Source organism: Deltaproteobacteria bacterium PRO3 (assembly GCA_030263375.1).
GTDB lineage: Bacteria > UBA10199 > UBA10199 > DSSB01 > DSSB01 > DSSB01.
On the sequence record SZOV01000011.1, the window covers coordinates 14,906 to 32,635 of the forward strand.

At 63.6% G+C, this 17,730-nt stretch carries 16 protein-coding genes and 1 tRNA gene; 7 read left to right on the plus strand and 10 right to left on the minus strand.

What is annotated here, in order from left to right; genetic code table 11:
* Positions 1-34: 34 nt before the first annotated feature.
* Positions 35-1,378, minus strand: a complete 1,344-nt coding sequence (locus tag FBR05_03465) for a DUF2142 domain-containing protein (GenBank protein MDL1871244.1) — start codon at positions 1,376-1,378, stop codon at positions 35-37.
* A 197-nt stretch (positions 1,379-1,575) separates the two neighbouring features.
* Between FBR05_03465 and FBR05_03470 the strand changes: the two genes are divergently transcribed.
* Positions 1,576-2,853 (plus strand): DEAD/DEAH box helicase, encoded by a 1,278-nt coding sequence (locus FBR05_03470; protein MDL1871245.1) that lies wholly within the window; start codon positions 1,576-1,578, stop codon positions 2,851-2,853.
* A gap of 22 nt (positions 2,854-2,875) precedes the next feature.
* Here the strand turns inward: FBR05_03470 and FBR05_03475 are convergent, their stop codons facing one another.
* Positions 2,876-3,865: an alpha/beta hydrolase gene (locus tag FBR05_03475; protein ID MDL1871246.1), complete on the minus strand. Its 990-nt coding sequence runs from the start codon at positions 3,863-3,865 to the stop codon at positions 2,876-2,878.
* Between the two features lie 258 nt (positions 3,866-4,123).
* On the opposite strand from FBR05_03475, the gene FBR05_03480 reads away from it, so the two are divergent.
* Positions 4,124-5,308 carry a Fic family protein gene (locus FBR05_03480; GenBank protein MDL1871247.1) on the plus strand — a complete coding sequence of 395 codons (1,185 nt, stop codon included), beginning with the start codon at positions 4,124-4,126 and terminating at the stop codon, positions 5,306-5,308.
* A 130-nt stretch (positions 5,309-5,438) separates the two neighbouring features.
* Here the strand turns inward: FBR05_03480 and FBR05_03485 are convergent.
* A tRNA-Asn gene (locus FBR05_03485) sits at positions 5,439-5,511 on the minus strand.
* A 198-nt stretch (positions 5,512-5,709) separates the two neighbouring features.
* On the opposite strand from FBR05_03485, the gene FBR05_03490 reads away from it, so the two are divergent.
* Positions 5,710-6,879 carry a hypothetical protein gene (locus tag FBR05_03490; GenBank protein MDL1871248.1) on the plus strand — a complete coding sequence of 390 codons (1,170 nt, stop codon included), beginning with the start codon at positions 5,710-5,712 and terminating at the stop codon, positions 6,877-6,879.
* A gap of 11 nt (positions 6,880-6,890) precedes the next feature.
* On the opposite strand, the gene FBR05_03495 is transcribed toward FBR05_03490, so the two are convergent.
* Positions 6,891-7,247, minus strand: coding sequence for a hypothetical protein (locus FBR05_03495; GenBank protein ID MDL1871249.1), 357 nt, complete (start codon positions 7,245-7,247; stop codon positions 6,891-6,893).
* Positions 7,248-7,347: 100 nt separating this feature from the next.
* On the opposite strand from FBR05_03495, the gene FBR05_03500 reads away from it, so the two are divergent.
* A complete protein-coding gene (locus FBR05_03500) occupies positions 7,348-7,923 on the plus strand; it encodes a hypothetical protein (GenBank protein MDL1871250.1) in 576 nt (191 codons plus the stop codon).
* Here FBR05_03500 and FBR05_03505 read toward each other — a convergent pair.
* The 4 genes from FBR05_03505 to FBR05_03520 all read right to left on the minus strand — a co-directional run bounded on the left by FBR05_03505 (position 7,920) and on the right by FBR05_03520 (position 12,520).
* A complete protein-coding gene (locus FBR05_03505; protein MDL1871251.1) occupies positions 7,920-8,444 on the minus strand; it encodes a hypothetical protein in 525 nt (174 codons plus the stop codon). The two genes, FBR05_03500 and FBR05_03505, sit on opposite strands and share 4 nt — an antisense overlap.
* Positions 8,441-11,371 (minus strand): hypothetical protein, encoded by a 2,931-nt coding sequence (locus FBR05_03510; protein MDL1871252.1) that lies wholly within the window; start codon positions 11,369-11,371, stop codon positions 8,441-8,443. The genes FBR05_03505 and FBR05_03510 overlap by 4 nt, the downstream gene beginning before the upstream one ends.
* A 112-nt stretch (positions 11,372-11,483) precedes the next feature.
* Positions 11,484-11,912 (minus strand): NADPH-dependent 7-cyano-7-deazaguanine reductase QueF, encoded by a 429-nt coding sequence (gene queF, locus FBR05_03515; protein MDL1871253.1) that lies wholly within the window; start codon positions 11,910-11,912, stop codon positions 11,484-11,486.
* Between the two features lie 8 nt (positions 11,913-11,920).
* A complete protein-coding gene (locus FBR05_03520; protein MDL1871254.1) occupies positions 11,921-12,520 on the minus strand; it encodes a PDZ domain-containing protein in 600 nt (199 codons plus the stop codon).
* Between the two features lie 314 nt (positions 12,521-12,834).
* Here FBR05_03520 and FBR05_03525 point away from each other — a divergent pair, with 314 nt between their 5' ends.
* From FBR05_03525 to FBR05_03535, 3 genes are all read left to right on the plus strand, one after another.
* Positions 12,835-13,956: a citrate synthase gene (locus tag FBR05_03525; GenBank protein ID MDL1871255.1), complete on the plus strand. Its 1,122-nt coding sequence runs from the start codon at positions 12,835-12,837 to the stop codon at positions 13,954-13,956.
* Positions 13,957-14,093: 137 nt separating this feature from the next.
* Positions 14,094-14,480: a hypothetical protein gene (locus FBR05_03530; protein ID MDL1871256.1), complete on the plus strand. Its 387-nt coding sequence runs from the start codon at positions 14,094-14,096 to the stop codon at positions 14,478-14,480.
* 100 nt (positions 14,481-14,580) lie between these two features.
* A complete protein-coding gene (locus tag FBR05_03535) occupies positions 14,581-16,050 on the plus strand; it encodes a redoxin domain-containing protein (protein MDL1871257.1) in 1,470 nt (489 codons plus the stop codon).
* A gap of 49 nt (positions 16,051-16,099) precedes the next feature.
* Here FBR05_03535 and FBR05_03540 read toward each other — a convergent pair whose 3' ends face one another.
* Positions 16,100-17,023 (minus strand): hypothetical protein, encoded by a 924-nt coding sequence (locus tag FBR05_03540; GenBank protein ID MDL1871258.1) that lies wholly within the window; start codon positions 17,021-17,023, stop codon positions 16,100-16,102.
* An 18-nt stretch (positions 17,024-17,041) separates the two neighbouring features.
* Positions 17,042-17,707, minus strand: coding sequence for a hypothetical protein (locus FBR05_03545; protein MDL1871259.1), 666 nt, complete (start codon positions 17,705-17,707; stop codon positions 17,042-17,044).
* Between the last annotated feature and the right edge of the window lie 23 nt (positions 17,708-17,730).

The following is a 17,730-nucleotide window of genomic DNA, read 5'->3' on the forward strand; positions in this document are numbered from 1 at the left end:
CTTCTCGATTTCTTGTTTGTGGCTGCCCCCAAACTCATCCGTAGAACCGGCGCGTCAGGCTGAACAGCGCGACGGTCAAGGCCATGGCCGCGGAATAGACGCAGACCAGTGCGATCCAGCGCCGCGACCCCGCTCCCGCAGCGGGGCGATAGAGCAGCAAGAAGAAAAAGGGCGCCAAGGGAATCAGGTAGCGGCCCTGCCCGCCGCGGATCAACTCCGCGCCTTCCGGATTGTAGGTGAGCAAAAGCCCCATCCAGATCGCCGCGACTTCCGCCAGAAGCACCCCCGCGATCCAGGCCCTCTCCGCCGGTTTCAGGCCTCGGCCCGGCTCTCGCTCGAGGAGGGCCACGCCCATCAAGAGCAGCCAATAATAGACGATCAGGGCCCGCGGCAGATTCGTGTCGAGGTGGCCCAGCCGGCCGACAAACTGCTCCAAATAAAAAAGTCCGTAGACGCGGATCGTGTCGAGCCCCACCTCGAAGAAATGCACCGGGTCCTGCAAGAGGGCCAAGAACCTCCCCTCGCCTCCGGCCCGCGCCGGGTCGCCTCCCGAGCAAAGCGTGTGGAGCATCCAGGCCAGGTTCAGGCCGAGAAAGATCGCCATGCCGAGGAGGCGACGGCCCCGCGAGCCGAAACGCTGCCAAGGAATCAGGAGAAACAACAGGGCATGCAGCCCGTAGGCGAACTTCGACAAGGTCAGCAAGAGGCCTAGGGCCATGGTCCCGACGAGGGCGGCGGGCGCCGGAACTTCCTCGGGGGCCAGCCACAGCCGCAGGAGGCCGGCGAAGAGGAGGAAGGCCAGGCCGTTGGTGACGGCGTCGGGCGAGAGCGAGGCGGCCTGTTGCAGCGAGATGGGCGTCAAGGCGAGGAGGAAGAGCAGCCAGGGCAGGATCGGCGTGCGGCGGATCGCCGCGTAGACCAGGGCCGCCCAGGCCAGCAGGTTGAACAACCTTCCCAGGTAAAGAAGGTAGAAAGTCGGAAGCTCGAGGGCCCGCGCCAGGCCCATGCCGAGGGCCTGCGGCAGGTAGGGCCAGGCCGGATGCGCCAGGGCGGTCGCGTAGCCGATGAAGCGCGTCGCCTTGGGCTCGAGGGGCCGCTCGCGGAAGCCCAGGATTTCTTCCTTGGAGACCTTCGCCGCGGGCTTCAGTGGCACATGCTGGAAGGCCGAGAAGAAATCGATCGCCGAAGCGGGGACGACGGCCCCGCGACGCCCGTCTTCCAGGGTCTCCCCCCATTGGCCCGTCGAGATCTGATAGGCCCTCAGCAGGTGAAAGGGCTCGTCGGGGGCCTGGAAGGGAGGCAGCAAGGCGAGGAATGCCGAGCCAAAGACCAAGGCCAAGAGGAGAAAGGCGGTCCCGGGTTTCAGCCAAGAGGGCATGCGCCAATATCGGCCGATTTCGGGGCGCCCGCAACAAATGATTGCCTACTCCGATACCCAGGTGCTATCCGGCCCGTCCGGATAAACGAAAGCTCTACCTGTCTCTTCTGGCAAATTGCCTGCGTCCCGTGGCTTGCCCCCGTGTCAATCCCCCCGCATCGAGAGTCATTCGAGTTTTTCACCACGAATAGGAAAATATGACACAGACTCCCACGCCCGCGAACGGCTTCGCCGAGCTCGGCATCCCCTCCCAACTCCTGCAGGCCCTGCAGCGGATGAAGATCACCACCCCCACCCCCATCCAGCACCAATCGATCCCGATCGGCATGGAGGGAAAGGACATCCTGGGCATCGCCCAGACCGGCACCGGCAAGACGCTCGCCTTCGGCGTGCCGGTGCTGCACCGCCTCGACCGCTTTCCCGGCCGCGCGCTGATCCTGCTGCCGACCCGCGAGCTGGCCCTACAGGTGCAAGAGACCCTCGCCCCCTTGGGCCGCGCCTTCGGCTTGCACACGGCCTGCCTGATCGGCGGCGTGTCGATCCACGCGCAGATCCGCGATCTCGCGCGGAAGCCGCGCATCCTGATCGCGACGCCGGGCCGCCTGATCGATTTGCTGGAGAACCGCCGCGTCCACCTGGACGACGTCGGCATCCTCGTCTTGGACGAGGCCGATCGGATGTTCGACATGGGCTTCGCGCCGCAGCTCAACCGCATCTTCAAGCTGGTGCCCAAGCAGCGCCAGACGCTGCTGTTCTCGGCCACCATGTCGCCGGAAGTCCTGAAGCTTGCCACGGCGGTGATGGCGATGCCCGTGCGCATCGAGGTCGCCCCGGCCGGGACGACGGCGAAGGATATCGAGCAGGAGATCTTCATCATCCCGCGCGAGACCAAGCTGTCGCTGTTGGAGAGGTTGCTGCAGGACATCTCGGGAACGATGCTTGTCTTCCTGCGCACCAAGCACGGCGCGCGCAAGGTGGCGCACACGCTGAAGTTGATGGGCCACAAGGCGGCCGAGATCCATTCCAACCGCAGCCAGGCCCAGCGCCGCGACGCCCTGAGCGGCTTCAAGTCGGGCAAGTACCGCGTCTTGGTGGCGACCGACATCGCCGCGCGCGGCATCGACGTCGACGGGATCGAGGCAGTGGTCAACTTCGACCTGCCGACCAACTCGGAGGACTACGTGCACCGCATCGGCCGCACCGGCCGCGCCGGGCGGAAGGGCCGCGCGATCTCCTTCGCCACGCCGGACCAAAAGGGCGAGATCCGATCGATCGAGCGGTTGATCCGCAAGCAGCTCACGGTGTCGCAGATGCCGGGCTTGGCGACGCAGGCGGCGCCGCGTCCCGAATCGGGCCCCGCGCAGTCCCCCAGGCAGGACAAAGAGAAGAATCGCCCCTACAAGCTCGGACCGAAGCGGCCCTTTCGGAGACGGCGCCGCCATCGAGGATCCGGCCGAGGCGGCAGAGTCGGCTGAGCGTTCCCCGGCCGGCGGCCCCTCAAGGCTCTTGAATCCAGGCCCGCAATTGTTCGTAGACTTCGTCATGGTGAGCCAATTCGCTGTGCGAAAGGCCCTTGAGCACCTTGAAATGCTCGGGGGAAAAAGGGATGGTCTTGGATTTGCGAAAGCTCCGGCCCGCCGCGCTCCTCGAGGGGACCAGGCCGTCGCCGAAATAATGCGCGAGAAAATGATCCGATTTTTTCGCCAGCGTCGCGGCGATTTGGTAATGGCTCACCCCTTCCAGCAAGGGGACCGGGTGGCTGTTGTCCCTCCAAAGCTCGTCGGCGTGCCGGCCTTTCCAATCTTCGTCCAAGAGATAACCGAAACGCAGGTCCTTGATGCCGGCGCTGCGCAAATTACCCAAGGCCGCGAGACCCATGGTCACGGGATTGGGAATCACCCTCAAGATCGCGCTGGTCAGGTTGCCGAGTTTTTCGAGATCGGTGCCGCGGTGGGGCGCGCCGAGGAGGAAGATTTTCTTCACCCGTTGAATCCAGGGCGCTCTTGCCTTTTTGGCGTAGTAACAGGCGCTCCGTACCACCAAACCGCCCATGCTGTGACCGATGAAGGTCCATTCCCGGACCGAGGCCCCTTCGGAGGCCCATTTTTCGGCGAGCAATTGAGCCAGCCGCCGACCGTTGGTGGAGATGTGAAGCCCCGAGTTGTAGCGGAGGTAGAGCGGCGCATAGCCCAACTGTTCTCGAAGCAGCGAGCCGTAGTCGCGGGCGGGATCCTCGGGGAAGCTCCAGGTCGTCTCGGAATCACAGAGGCCGTGGACCAACACGCAAACCTTGTCGCCCCGAATGTCGCCCCGCAGGGACATGGGAATCGCGAGCCGGCTCTTGTGCCTGGCGAGCGTGTCGCCGACGATGCCGTTCAGTATGGAAAGGTAGCGAGGTTGGCACTCGACAAGCGACTGGATCCCTTGCCAAGAAAGCCCCGCGCCGGCTTGGACCGCCTTGAGGAACGATTGGAAGGCTTCGGCCATGGCTTAAGAGACCCGGTGGGGGCGCATTTGTCAATGGGTGAGGGAGCCGCATCATCCCGACGGCTTGTGATTTCGCCGATATCCACGGAATCGTGAAAATTTTACTGTCGTGAAAATTGCCGGGGTTCGTGAAATTTCCGATAAAATGCCCGACTATGGGCGGGAGCCCGGCGAAATCAAGCCTTCTTGACCAAGAAGTTTTTCAGTAAAGATATCTTTACTTATACTAAATTTTAGTTAAGATTTCTTTACTAAGTTATGATTCGAAAAACCGGCCAATACGATCGCGCCGCGGTGGGGGGAGAGACGGTGGCGGTCTTCACGCCCTACCCGCTGCCCCCGGCCGATCCCAAGCTTTCCGTTGATGAACAGGCTCAACGGCTGCTGATTCATGCCGAGCAAAAGCTGGCCGGCCTCGACTTGGCTAGCCAAATGGTGCCCTCGCTCGACTGGTTTCTCTACGCCTATGTGCGCAAAGAAGCCGTGACCTCCTCGCAAATCGAGGGCACGCAGGCGACGCTCATCGACCTGCTGTCCTTTGAAGCCAACGACCATCTCGAGAAAAGCGAAAACCCTGACATCGAGGAGGTCTGCAACTATCTCGAAGCCGTCAATTACGCCCGCCGCCAACTGGCCGACAAGAAGGGCCTGCCGATCTCCATGCGTCTTCTCAACGAGGCGCACAAACGGCTCATGAAAGGCGCCCGGGGCGGCAACAAAAGCCCCGGCGAAATCCGTCAAAGCCAAAACTGGATCGGAGGCTCGAGGCCGGGCAACGCCGTTTTCGTCCCCCCTCCCCCGACAAAATTGCCTCGGCTACTGACCGATTTGGAAAAATACATCCACAGCGACGATAAATTGCCTCCCTTAATCCGGATCGGATTGATCCACGTCCAATTCGAGACGATCCACCCTTACCTGGACGGCAATGGCCGCATCGGCCGGCTGCTGATCGCCTTACTGCTGGAGTATTGGGGTTTCTTGAAGGCGCCTTTGTTGTATTTGAGTCTCTATTTTAAACGTCACCGCCAAGAGTATTACCGTTTGCTCGGCGACGTTCGCACTCAAGGTCATTGGGAGGCCTGGACGAAGTTTTTCCTGACCGGCGTCATGGAGATTGCCGAAGAGGCGACATCCCTCGCAAAAGATCTTTTCTCTCTCGTCACGAAGGACCGTGCCAGGGTCCTGCGAGAGACTTCCTCCACCGTATTCACCTTGCGGCTCTTCGAATTGTTGCCCACCCATCCCATTCTAACCACAGCCCAAGCTGTCAAGCTGCTGGACACCTCGAAGCCGACCGCCTTGAAGGCGATCGGCACTCTTGAGAAATTGAAGATACTCTCGGAGAGCACGGGACGGAAAAGGGGGCGGTTTTTTGGATATACGGCGTACTTGAACAAACTGCGGGCTGGAACGGAACTTGGGGAAGAACCAGAAAATTGAACAAAGGTTGCTAAAGAGTTTTTCGCCGATCCCCTGGAATGCAAAGCCGCAGATTTTTCGATTGGGATAGGATTTTGGAAGAAAAAAGCCCTTCCAGCCATTCACTGAAAGGGCTTCTTGTTCGGAAATGCTCCGGCTGCAGGACTCGAACCTGCGACCTAGCGGTTAACAGCCGCTTGCTCTACCGACTGAGCTAAGCCGGAATATCTTGAAAGGCTAAGCCTTCCAAATTTTTAGGAAAACCCTGGTACCTAATCTCCATTCCCCTGTCAATCTTCCCCTCTTGGGTTCCCCCAGGCATTATCGTTTAAAAATTTCCAAACATTCCAGCACAATTTAATTCGCCATTTCGCGACCTTGCCCTTGATTTTCCCGCGCAATTTTGGGACTCCACCCTTCCCATGAGCGAGACCGTCACCCTGCATCACAACCTCAGCCCCCACTTCCCCGACTTAAGCCGGGCCCGGGACTCCAAAGAGCTGAAGCGCCACCCCGTCTACCAGCGGGTCCAGCCCGAGATCGAGGCCGTCCTGCAAGGCTACGAGACCGGTTTCTTCGCGCCCCCCGCGGGCCCAAAGCCCTGCTACCGCGCCATCACCTGGAACATCGAGCGCGGCATCGAGTTCGACGGCATCCTCCACACCCTCGGGCATCACCCCGTCCTCAAAGAGGCCGACATCCTCTTCATCCCCGAGACCGACATGGGGATGGTGCGCTCCGGCAACCGCAACGTCGCCAAAGAATTGGCCCAGGCCCTCAAGCTCAACTACTACTTCGTCCCGACCTACCTCAATCTCTGCAAGGGCAACGGCACCGAGGACCACTTCGAGGGCGACAACACCCTCGCCATCCACGGCAACGCCATCCTCTCGCGCTACCCGATCAAAGACTTCCACCGCATCGTCCTGCACAACGCCAAGGACAAGATGAAGGGGAAGGAAAAGCGCCTCGGCTCGCAGCAGGCCCTGGCCTGCACCGTCGTCCTGCCGCAGGGCGAGGTCCGCGCGATCTGCGCCCACCTCGACGCGCACTCCAGCAAGCGCCACCGCCGCGACCAGATGCGCACCATCATGCGCTACTTGGACAAGCTGCCGCCCCTGCCCTCTCTGTTCGGCGGCGACCTCAACACCACCACCTACAACTCGCGCAACGCCTTTTGGGCGATCTGGGGCTTTTGGGTGCGGGTCGCGATGGGCGTGCGCTACGTCATCGCCAACGTCTACCCCTACCCGGGCCGCCTCTTCGAGCGCCAGCTCTTCCAAACCTTCGAGAAGCACGGCTTCAACTACCTGGACTGGAACGAGCCCGGCGTCTGCACCCTGCACTACCACGTCGAGGACTTGAAAAAGATCAAGAACCTCCGCGACCTAGTGCCCAACTGGTGCTTCAAGTTCATCGACTGGGCCTGCGCCAAGAACGACGGCAAGTGCAGCTTCAAGATCGACTGGTTCGCGGCCAAGGACCTCAAGCTGGTGAAGTCGGAGTACTCCCCCAAGGTCGTCGGCAATCTTAAGCACAACGGCCGCGATTGCAGCGACCACGACGCGATCGTCGTCGATTTTCAATTGTAATTGGATTTTCGTTACGCCGTCACCTTGACCGTCTCGGCCAGGTGGCTCTTCAGCGAATCCGCGATCTCGAACTTTCCGCTCTGCGCACAGGTCTTCACCCACTCGCAGACCGAATGGATCTTGTCCGGATCGGAGATCTTTTTGAGCAGGACGCCCGTCTCGCGGTCGTCGACCTGCACGCAATAGTAATTCTCGCAGAGGTTGAAGCAATTCTGCCGCCGGAACACCGGCATCAGGTCGGCGCCCAGGCCCTGAAGCCGTTCGCGGTAGGCCCGCTCGACGCTGTCGGTGGTGGCGAAGATCCCCTCGCCGTAATTGTCGCGGACGCAGGTGTTGCACAGGGTGATTTGGAGCTTTTTCGGGGTCATAATAATTCTCCGTCAGGAATCGTTGCCGCCTCCTTAGAACGAAAGGCCCGCTTTGAAAAGTCCGAATTATTTTATTGGATCGAAGGCGGGCGTTTAAGCTATGAAGAACGTTCCAAAGGAGGCGCCGATGATTTCCAAAAAATCCCTGATTCCCCTGATTTTGCTGCTTACCTTCAGCACCGCCTGCCTGGGCGAAAAAAAGAAAGAAGCGGCCCCCGCCGCCCCGGCGCCCGTCGAGGCCAAGGCCGAAAAGACCGAGGCAGCCCCCGCGCCGGCACCGGCCGCCGCCCCCAAGCTCGCCACCCCGGTCGACGCCGTGAAGGGCTTCTTCGACGCCATCTCCAAAGAACAGTACGACGTCGCCTGGGCCAGCCTGACCAAGACCAGCCAGGACAAGTTCGTCACCATGGTCGCCGAGGACGAAAAGCTCGATCCCGCCAAGGTCCGCGACCTCTTCGTGCAAAATCAAATGCCGATCCGCATCGGCTTCTGGCGCAGCTTTCGCAATTCCTCCAAGCTCGACATCGTCGCGCCCGGCGCCTCCTACAAGGTACTGAACGAGGGCCCCGAACTGGCCGAGGTCGAGATGACCTCTGGCGACGTCGTCCTCAAGTCCAAGGCCCTCAAGGAAGACGGGCAGTGGAAGATGGGCTACGTCGAGACCTTCCTGCCTTAGCGGATATTTTCGTTGTAGACGCGGATCTTTTCGATGCGGCTGCGGTCGGGGGCGTAGAAATACTCGACGATGTAGTCGTCGGTATAACGTCCCTCGAAGCCGCCGTTCGGCGGGGCGCAAGGGTCACTCCCGGTGGGGATGTTTTGCCGGTGGGTGGGCGGACGCGTCCCCGCGATCGGGGCGGCCTGGACGGCCAGGGCCTCGGCCTGGGACTTGCCGATCGGCGCCTGCGGGACGATTTCGACCATCGCGACCATCTTGGTGTCCACTTGATAGAGGGGATGGAAGAAGGCCGCCGTCACCTGCATCCCCTTCCCGCTCATCGGCACGTAGCGCCGGTCCTTCAGGCAACCCGAGGCGCCCTTCGCGGGGGCCTGCGCCTGATAGCCCTGGGCCTGGGCCCATTGCGCGGCCTCGGCCTCGCTGCTGCCGAGGATCTCGCGCGCCTCCGCCCGGGAGGCCGCGACCAACGCCGTCGCCGCCAACATACACAGGATAAATAGGGATTTCTTCGGGGTCATAGACTCGCCACGCGGGCGAAGGGCATTGTGCTACCGCCGACCCAGGCTTGCAAGGACTCTTCTTGTCCGGCCCGCAGGACGCCGCGGGCGTCGAAGAGGCGGCGGATCTCGTTGTTTTCCGGGATCTCCAGGCCGTGCAGCTGCGCGGCGGCCTGCTGGAGGCGATAGGCGTAGATGTGGAGCACGTGATCCCTAGCCTCCTCCCGGCTGGCAATCACACCGCGGAATTGCCGGTGCAGGTAGGCCGCGGTCTCCTCGATGTCCGCGCCGGCGCGCAGCCGGCCGCGGCCCGCGCAGTGTTCCAGCTGGTCGAGCAGGTCGCGCTGCAGCGGCGTGAGCGCGATCTCCCGGCCGAAGACCTCGGCGGCGCTGCCGCCCAGGGCCGCGGGCAGCCAAGCCATCTCCTGCCGAATCGCGTCCCGCAGCAGCGAGCTCTGGCGCTGGTCCTGGCGCTGGATCTCGTTGCGCACCTCGTTGGAGGAGCCGAAGAGGAATTCGTGGCTGTCGATGTAGGCCGAGATCGAGGGCGCCAGCAGGCGCGGGATGTTGCGCCAGCTGAAGGCGCCGATCTCGCCGCGCTCCCGGCGCAGCTCGGCCGCGCGCAGGTCGGTGTACATCTCGTAGGTGGCGCGCTCGCCCAGCTGCAGGCGGCGGATGCCGGTGAAGCCCAGGTCGCCGATGAAGCCCGCGGCGAAGGCGCGTCCCGCGAGGCGCATCGGCCGCGACTCGAGCAGGCGCAGGCTCTGGCTCGGCAGCGCAATCCGCGCGACGTCGGGCAGGAAGAAGGCCGCGGTCGGGGCGTAGCGCCGTAGCGCGGAGCCCTCGGGCATCGAATCGGTCAGGCGCTCGGCGATGCGGCTGAAGATCAGGCCCTCGCCCATGTTCCAGGCGGAGCGCGGCAGCAGCGTCGCCAAGGAGACCCCGCGGCGCAGCAGGGTGCGGCCGAAGCCGGCCTCCCAGCCCAGGCCGCGCAAGGCGCTCTCGCCCAGGGCCCCCGCGTAGGAGGGCCTTTCGAGGAAAGTCCATTGTCCCAGGCGTTCGCCGGCGATGCGCACGGTGCGCAGCGAGGCCAAATGATAGGGCTGCCGCAGCAGGGCGTTGGCCGTCACCTGCCAAAGGCGATGCGTGCTCGCGCTCGCGGCGTGCGAGAGGTAGACGACGAAGGCGAAGCGCAGCTCGCGCTGGCGCACCGGATCGAGCCCGACGATGTCGGCCAGACGTTCGGCGCCGATCAAGGCGGCGATGCCCGTGGCCAGCGGCGGACCGCCGCGCAGCACCCGCTCGCGCAGTGCGCGCAGGCCGTCGCGGTTCTCCTGCGCCCATTGCCGGCCGGTGTCGCCTTGCAGCCAACGCTCCAAATTCTCGATGGTGAGGCCCTCGGAGGCCAGTCGCTCCAGCTGGGCGAAGTTCTCGACTCCCTGCGCGGCTGTCAGGAGGGACTCGGCGCGCTCCGGCGAGATCCGGTATTGCCGCATCAGGGAATAAAGCCGCGGCAAAGAGACGAAGGGCGTGCGCACGGTGCGGCGCCCCTCGGCGTTCTCGATCACCTTCGGCTCGAAATCGGGCACCTGGTTGTAGACCAGCTGTTGGTCGCTGATCATCGGCGTCTCCCCGCGCACCAGCCAGCTGGAGCGGGCGAGGCGCACCGCCAAGGAATTGGGCGCCGCCAGCTGAGTGATCGTGAAATTGGGCGCGTGCACGGTGAAGGTGGAGCGCGGCGGAATCACGTCGCCGTTCTGCTGGGCGGGCACGAGGATGGGCTCGTTGGCCGGAGGCACCCGCGTCTCGGGCTGGGCGTTGCCCATGCGGATCTGGAAGTCCTGGTAGGTGCGGATCAGGTCCCAGGCGAGGCTGTCGGGCACCGTGGCGCGCACCTCGATCTTCTCGCCGGGGTTGACCAGCCACTGCCGCCGCGCCGAGAGGGTCCATAGGCGGCTGCGCGGACCGACGAGGTTGAAGCCGATCTTGGTCATCAGGCCGCGGGCGATGTATTCGGTCAAGGCCAGGACACCGCGCGGACCCGGCGGGAGGACGACGACCTTGGTCTCGCCCCAGGCGCCCGGCACGCCGCCGACGAAGGCGAGGATGCGGTTGGGCGTGACCGTCACCTCCGAGCCCTTCATCGTCTCGCGCTCGATCTCGCGGCCGTCGAGGGTGCTGCGGGTGAGCGTCACGTCGACGCCGACCAGGCCGTAGCGGTTGGCGATGGCGTGCGGGATCAGGCGCAGGTAGCTCAACAATCCTTGGTTGAACAGGCCCTCGGGATTGGCGGCGCGATTGCGCTGCCGCAGGCCGAAGAGATACCCGGAGGCGAGAAAGCCCATCGAATGCGTGCCCGCCTCGGCCCCGTCGACGATCGGAAAGCGGAAGCCCAGCTCGACCGAACGGGCGATGAAGCGCGGCAGGTCGCGCAGGTCGCTGGGCGCATGCACCTGCACCGCGTTGTCGGCCGCGGTGCCCTTTTTCACCAGGACGAAGACGCTGCGTCCGCTCGGTGATTCGACGCCGGGGACGGTCTCTTGGCCGGGGGCGAAGGAAGTGCCCGAAGCTCGCAAGGCCTCGCCCACCGTCTCGCCGATGGTCCCGTCGCCGCCGACCGGCAAGACAAAAATCCTTTGGCCGCCGCGCAGGGCCTCGGAGACCGCGTTGCGGATACGCTCGCGCCGGGCCTCGAGGTCGGGGACGGTCTCGACGGGGATGACGTTCGCGCCCGAGTTTCGCAAGATCTCCAGCAATTGGGGAAGGTCGCCCCCGATGCGCCCGTCGCGGGCGGCGGGGTTGAAGACGACGACGATGGTCTGGCCGGACAGGGTGTTGCGCCGCGGGCGCAGGATGGCGGACAGGGAAGGAAGCCGCCGCCGCGGGGCCGCGGGCCGAGCTTCTTCGCCGGAAGCGGCCTCGGCGCCGCCCGTGAGATTCGCCTCCATGGGAGGATTCGAACCCGATCCTATCCGTCCGGGGGGAGTCATGCGTCCATCCTTGAAAATGCGGGTTGTGGCTTAACGGGGCCGTATCGTCAAGGGGGGAAGGAAGTTGCGCTCAACCTTTGGGGAGCGGCAGATCCCGCGTCATCTCGGAAAAATCGGCCTCAGGGCCGGCGCGGGAACCCGAAAAACCCTCCGGATAACGCACCCGAACCGTCGTGCGGATGCCGCCCCGGACGTAGAAATCGGCCAAGAGCTCCATCCTCCGCGGCCGTACCGCGGCCACCAGGTCGTCGAGGATGCGGTTAGTCACCGCCTCGTGGAAGGCCCCCTCGTTGCGGTAGGACCAGAGGTAGAGCTTGAGCGATTTCAGCTCGACGCAGATTCGATCCGGGACGTAGCGGATATGCAGGGTTGCGAAGTCCGGCTGCCCGGTCTTGGGACAGAGACAGGTAAACTCGGGACAATCGAACTCGATCTCGTAGTCGCGGTCGGGATTCGGATTGGGAAAGGTCTCGAGCTGTTTCGACGCTTGGCTGGGCATGGATTCTCCTAGAAGTCGCTTTTCAAAAATTTAATGAACGCGGCCTTGGTGATCTGCTTGGCCTTGAGGGCCTTGAGCAGGTTCATCATCCTTTCGCGCTGCTCGTCCGTGGTCAAGCCGGAGATTTTCTGCTTGATCAGCTCCTTCTCCTCCGGCGTGAAATAGACGCCGCTCGCCGCGACGTTGGGCGGCGGCACCGAGACGATGGGGCCGCTCTTGATCGTCTCGCGGGTCAGCGGGACGTCCCGCACGCTGCCGTCGCGCCCCTGCACCGTCAGGAGGACTTGGGTGCCGATCGGGCCTCGGATCTTCTCGGCCAGCTGCTGGAGCGTCAGCCCCGTGACGTCCCCGCCGTCGATCTTCAACAGGCGGTCGCCGCGCCTCACCTTGGCCTTGTCCGCCGGCGATTTGTAGCTGACCGAAAAAATCAGGACGCTCTGCGGATTGTTAGGATCGAAGTCGAGCAGGACGCCGACGCCGCCGAAGGCCTCGGTGGCCCGCGCGGCGCCGGGCGCCGCCACGCCCAGGGACATGCCCAAGAGCGCCAAGGCCGTCAGGGCGCGCCGAAGGCGGTTTAAGGCAATTTTCGCTTCGGAATCCATCTTCATTCGGAAATGACCTCAAAGGGACCCGCTTCGTTAATCTCAGGACGATTTTAGCGCCTATGACAAAAACATGCCATTATCATTCAGCTTTTCGACGTAAGTCACATTTCCGATCCTTTTCCTGGCCCTGCCGGGACGGCCGCGGAATCCCCGGCACTCCCAGGCCCACCCTGTCCCAATTTTCCTTCGGAGGCAAAAATTTCCCTCAGCGACCTCGAATGCCTGGCGAGGGACATCTTTTTTTTGCATATTTAAAAAACTTGTGGAATATAGCGGCTCCACTTGTTTGACCTTAATTTTAAACGGGTTTTTTCATTATGTCCGAGATCAAAGCAGGCCTGAAAGACGTCGTTGTCGCCAAGAGCGAGGTGTGCTCCATCGACGGGGACAAGGGCGAACTCATCTACGCCGGCATCAACATCCACGAACTGGCCGAACACGCGACCTTCGAGGAGGTCGTCTACCTCCTCCTCCACCGGCGTCTGCCCAACCAGGCCCAGCTGGCCGAGCTCGACAAGGCGCTCAAGTCCCAGCGCGCCATCCCCGACGGCGTCTTGCAGCTGCTGCGCATGCTGCCCAAGACCACCGAGCCGATGGACGCCCTGCGCACGGCGGTCTCCGCGCTCTCTTCCTACGACCCCAATCCCGAGGACAATTCGATCGAAGCCAGCAAGGCCCGGGTGCTGCGGCTCGTCGCCCAGATGCCGACCATCGTCGCCGCCTTCCAGCGGATCCGCAGCGGGCAGGACCTGATCGCGCCCAAGGCCGCGCTCGGCCAGGCCGCAAATTTCCTCTACATGCTTTCCGGCAAAGAGCCCGACCCGACCAGCGCCCGCGTCTTCGACATCGCGCTGATCCTGCACGCCGACCACGGCTTCAACGCCTCCACCTTCGCCGCGCGGGTGACCGCCAGCACGCTCTCCGACGTCTACAGCGCGATCACCTCGGCGATCGGCACCTTGAAGGGTCCGCTGCACGGCGGCGCCAACCAGCGCGTCATGGAGATGCTGCTCGAGATCGGCGACAAGGATCCCCTCGCCTACGTCAAGGACCTGCTGGGCCGGCACGAGAAGATCATGGGCTTCGGCCACCGCGTCTACCGCACCGAGGACCCGCGCGCGACGCACCTGCGCAAGATGAGCCAGCAGCTCAGCCTCGCCACCGGCAACCTCAAGTGGTACGAGATGTCGAAGAAGATCGAAGACTTCATGATCGCCGAGAAGAAAATCAACGCGAACGTCGACTTCTACTCCGCCTCCGTCTACTACACCTTGGGGATCCCCACCGACCTCTTCACCCTGCTCTTCGCGATGAGCCGCATCTCGGGCTGGGGCGCCCATGTCCTCGAGCAATACGCCGACAACCGGCTGATCCGTCCCCGCGAGGACTACGTGGGACCCAAGGACCAACACTGGGTCCCGATCGCGCAGCGTCCTTAAAACCTCCCTTATTTCGGGAACTTGAGTCGCCGCCGCTTTGGGGATGGCCTTTCTTTTTCCCCTCATGTAACCTTTTTTCCAAGGTCTTCGTCCGAGAGGATGAAGCGGGGGCTATCAGCCTATTGCGGAGGGAAATCATGAAAAAACTACTCTTGAGCTTGAGCCTGTTCGCGGCGGTATTCGCCAGCTTCAGCTTGGCCGCGCCGAGCGCCCAGGCCCTCGACACCGTGGTCGTCGGACAACGTCCCTATGGTTACGGTTACGGTTACGGCTACGGTTACTATGGTGGCTACGGTCCCTATCCTTACGCCGGTTACGTCCCCTACCCCGGTCCCTACGCGGGTTATGTCCCGGGCGCGGTCCCACCGGTGGGCCCTTACTACTACTCGCCCAACCCAGCCCTACAACAGCCTTACAACAGCGCCGGCAACCCCTTCTATCTCTACGACCAGGCGCAGCGGGTGCAAGCCGGACGGCAGCCTTTCTACCCGGTCAACCCGGTGAACAACGATTACTACTATTAGCATCTTAGGCGATGCCGGATTTCCAGCCCCCGTTCGCAAACGAGCGGGGGCTTTTTTTCTTCCCGTTGCATCCCTCGGACATCCGTTCTAAGCAGCGCCCATGTCGCTCTTCGCCTTCGAAGGCCGCATCCATGCCCCCGAATTCCGCGAGGGCCTGACTTGGTTCAACGTCGCCGCCCCGCTGCGGATGAAGGACCTGCGCGGGCGCCTGGTCCTGCTCGACTTCTGGACTTATTGCTGCATCAACTGCCTCCACGTCCTGCCGGACCTGAAATTCCTCGAGCACCGCTTCACCGACCAGCTCACCGTGATCGGCGTCCACTCGCCGAAATTTCCCAACGAGAAGGTCGACGAGAACGTGCGCCAGGCCATCGCGCGCCACGGCATCGAGCACCCGGTAGTCAACGACCCGGACTTGAGCCAGTGGCGGCAGTTCGGGATCCGCGCCTGGCCGACGCTGGCCCTGATCGACCCGGAGGGCATCGCCGTTGCGCTGGCGCCCGGCGAGGGCAACCTCGAGGCCTTGGACGAATTGATCGCCGAGCTGGTCGAGATCTTTCGGCAGAAGGGCAGCCTGAAGGAGGGTCCGGGGCCGCAGGTCGTGCCGGCACCCATCGACGGCCCCCTGCTCTTTCCCGGGAAGGTCTGGGCCGACCCCGGCTCGGAAGAAATCTGGATCGCGGACAGCAACCACCACCGCCTCCTCGCGGTGGACGCGACGGGACAAGTCCGCAGGCGCATCGGTTCGGGCGAGGCCGGGATGGAGGACGGCGGCTTCGAGACGGCCGGCTTCTTCCAGCCCCAGGGGCTTTGCCGCGTCGGCGACACCTTGTACGTCGCCGACACCGAGAACCACCTGCTGCGCGCGGTGGATTTGAAGCAGGGCCGCGTCGACACTGTCGCCGGCACCGGCGAGCAGGCCCCGCCCGGCGAAGGCCCGGGCCCCGGCCTCGAGGTGGCGCTCAATTCGCCCTGGGATCTCTGCTATGTCCCGCCCTATCTCTACGTGGCAATGGCGGGCTCTCACCAGGTCTGGCGCTATCACCCCGAATCGATGCTGATGGTCCCCTTCGCGGGCAGCGGCCGCGAGGCCCGCATCGACGGGCCGGCGAGCCGGGCGGCCCTCGCCCAGCCCAGCGGGCTCGCAAGCGACGGCAAACACCTCTACGTGGCCGACAGCGAGGTGAGCGCGATCCGGAGAATCTCCCTGGAAGGCGAAGTCGAGAGCCTGGTCGGCCTGGATTTATTTCTGTTCGGGGACAAGGACGGGGTCGGGAATGAGGTTCGCCTGCAACACCCCTTGGGCGTCGCCGCCCACGCCGGCGCGCTCTGGATCGCCGACACCTACAATCACCGGGTCAAGCGGCTGAACCCGGAGACCCGCGAGTGCCGCGGCTTCGCCGGCACCGGGAGACCGGGAAAGGGATTGGGCCCGAACACGGCCTTTTTCGAGCCGGGCGGGATCTCGGCGCGCGGCGGCGAGCTCTTCGTCGCCGACACGAACAACCACCGCATCGTCATCCTGGACCTTGCAAGCGGCGAGGGCCGCGAGCTCCCGATAAAAATTTAGGGGCGCCGGAGACGGCGCCCCTAAAAATTCATCCGCAAATGGTCGTCGTTTAGTAGTCGATCGTGACGCCGCTCGTGGCCTCAAAGGGCGTGCCGTTTTTCATCCGGCCCGAGAAGGTCACGACGTTGTTGCCGCGCGGCTGGTACTTGACAAAGTCCCAGGCCTCGATCGAGAAATTGACGTCGGTAACGCCGTTCTTGTTGCGGTCGCCGACCTTGGCCTTCGCGGCGGAGGCCCGCACCGGGTTCGGCAGCGTGAAGCTGTTCACCTTGGTCAAGGCGACGCTGTTGAGCTCGACGTCGTCGACGGTCATTCCCTTGGGCGCCTCGAGGATCACTTCGACGTTGCCCTTGGCCGTGCCTTTCTTGATGTCGGTCTTCACGCCCTTGCCGCGGATCTCGACGCTGGCCTTCTTGATCTCGGGAGCGACCTCGCCCTTCTTGGGACGAGGCGCGGGCTTGGGCCGGATTACGACCTTTTCGTCCAAGGTCGCGGTAAACTTGTCACCGAAGGCCACCGAGGCCTGCGAGCCCTGGCCCTCCACCATCACGTCGCCGCCCACCGGGACGCTCTCGCCGTTGACGGCCTGGATGGAATCGAGGGCCACTACCAGCTTGCCCTTCTTCTTGTCGGCGACGACCTGCTTGATCGTGCCTCGCCCCACCGCGCCGGAGGCGATGACGGGACGCCCGCTGCCGACGTCCTCGTTGGCGAGGAAGTATACCGTCTCGCCGGGTTGGCTGAGCCCGCTGCTCAGCACCGTCGCCATCTGGATCATGAAGCTGGAACCGGGCTTGACCACCGAGGCGGGCGCGGCGCGGCGCTTCTTGACGGCCTTCTTGGCGCCGCCCTCTTCGCCGCCGCCCTCCGGCTTGATGCTTTCCCCGACCGGGACAACGACTTGGGCGTGCAGCAGGGGCGAGACGGCGCCCATCAACAGGACCAACGAGAGAATCGAAAATCGACGACGCATGGCTTCTCCTTCTTGAGGCTAGTTAGGCTTCTTTTTTCCGCCGAGCTTTTCCAGGATGTCGACGGCCAAATTGAGCGCGTAGGCCGGGGCCTTGGCGACGCTGTCGGCGTCGGAGGCCTTGCCCACCTCGCGGTACCATTTGTTCATGCCGCCCATCGCGAGGACCATCAGGCGTACCCCGCTCTCGGAGAGCGTCTTCACCTGGTCTTGGAAGAGATAGATCACCGCGGGGGCGAGGAACTTGGGATCGACGGTCTCGGGTTTCAGCTCGAAGGTGTTGCTCTTGCCGACCTGCGAAAAGGTCAGGTCGAGGGTCTGCTCGGCCGGCGCCGCCTGTAGCGCTTTGAGCACCGGATTGCCCTTGAGGAGATCGGCCCGCACCAGGCCTTGCTCGGTGGCGATCTTCCCCACGGAGGCCTGTACTTGGTTGAGCAAGGCCTTGCCGCTCTCCGCGTCGAGCCGGTTCATCGCGAGGGCGTAAAAAATGAGGGCGCTTTGGATCTTGCTGCTTTCGACCTCCTGGGCGGCGTTGCCCTTGGTGTCGTAGCCAACCTTGGCGGTACCATCGGAGCCAAAGGCGATCTTGGTGACCAAGAGGGCCTTTTCGGCCTGGGCCCTCCCGGGGACAGGCAGGGCCAGGAACAGCAGTACCGGAAAAATCTTGAATAATAATCGGAAATTCATGAGGTCTCCTTGTCGCGGCTGGA

Excerpts from the sequence above, each read along its gene's own strand:
- FBR05_03465 (MDL1871244.1), bottom strand. The coding sequence starts at position 1,378 with ATGCCCTCTTGGCTGAAACCCGGGACCGCCTTTCTCCTCTTGGCCTTG.
- FBR05_03470 (MDL1871245.1), top strand. The coding sequence starts at position 1,576 with ATGACACAGACTCCCACGCCCGCGAACGGCTTCGCCGAGCTCGGCATC.
- FBR05_03475 (MDL1871246.1), bottom strand. The coding sequence starts at position 3,865 with ATGGCCGAAGCCTTCCAATCGTTCCTCAAGGCGGTCCAAGCCGGCGCG.
- FBR05_03480 (MDL1871247.1), top strand. The coding sequence starts at position 4,124 with ATGATTCGAAAAACCGGCCAATACGATCGCGCCGCGGTGGGGGGAGAG.
- FBR05_03490 (MDL1871248.1), top strand. The coding sequence starts at position 5,710 with ATGAGCGAGACCGTCACCCTGCATCACAACCTCAGCCCCCACTTCCCC.
- FBR05_03495 (MDL1871249.1), bottom strand. The coding sequence starts at position 7,247 with ATGACCCCGAAAAAGCTCCAAATCACCCTGTGCAACACCTGCGTCCGC.
- FBR05_03500 (MDL1871250.1), top strand. The coding sequence starts at position 7,348 with ATGAAGAACGTTCCAAAGGAGGCGCCGATGATTTCCAAAAAATCCCTG.
- FBR05_03505 (MDL1871251.1), bottom strand. The coding sequence starts at position 8,444 with ATGACCCCGAAGAAATCCCTATTTATCCTGTGTATGTTGGCGGCGACG.
- FBR05_03510 (MDL1871252.1), bottom strand. The coding sequence starts at position 11,371 with ATGGAGGCGAATCTCACGGGCGGCGCCGAGGCCGCTTCCGGCGAAGAA.
- queF (MDL1871253.1), bottom strand. The coding sequence starts at position 11,912 with ATGCCCAGCCAAGCGTCGAAACAGCTCGAGACCTTTCCCAATCCGAAT.
- FBR05_03520 (MDL1871254.1), bottom strand. The coding sequence starts at position 12,520 with ATGAAGATGGATTCCGAAGCGAAAATTGCCTTAAACCGCCTTCGGCGC.
- FBR05_03525 (MDL1871255.1), top strand. The coding sequence starts at position 12,835 with ATGTCCGAGATCAAAGCAGGCCTGAAAGACGTCGTTGTCGCCAAGAGC.
- FBR05_03530 (MDL1871256.1), top strand. The coding sequence starts at position 14,094 with ATGAAAAAACTACTCTTGAGCTTGAGCCTGTTCGCGGCGGTATTCGCC.
- FBR05_03535 (MDL1871257.1), top strand. The coding sequence starts at position 14,581 with ATGTCGCTCTTCGCCTTCGAAGGCCGCATCCATGCCCCCGAATTCCGC.
- FBR05_03540 (MDL1871258.1), bottom strand. The coding sequence starts at position 17,023 with ATGCGTCGTCGATTTTCGATTCTCTCGTTGGTCCTGTTGATGGGCGCC.
- FBR05_03545 (MDL1871259.1), bottom strand. The coding sequence starts at position 17,707 with ATGAATTTCCGATTATTATTCAAGATTTTTCCGGTACTGCTGTTCCTG.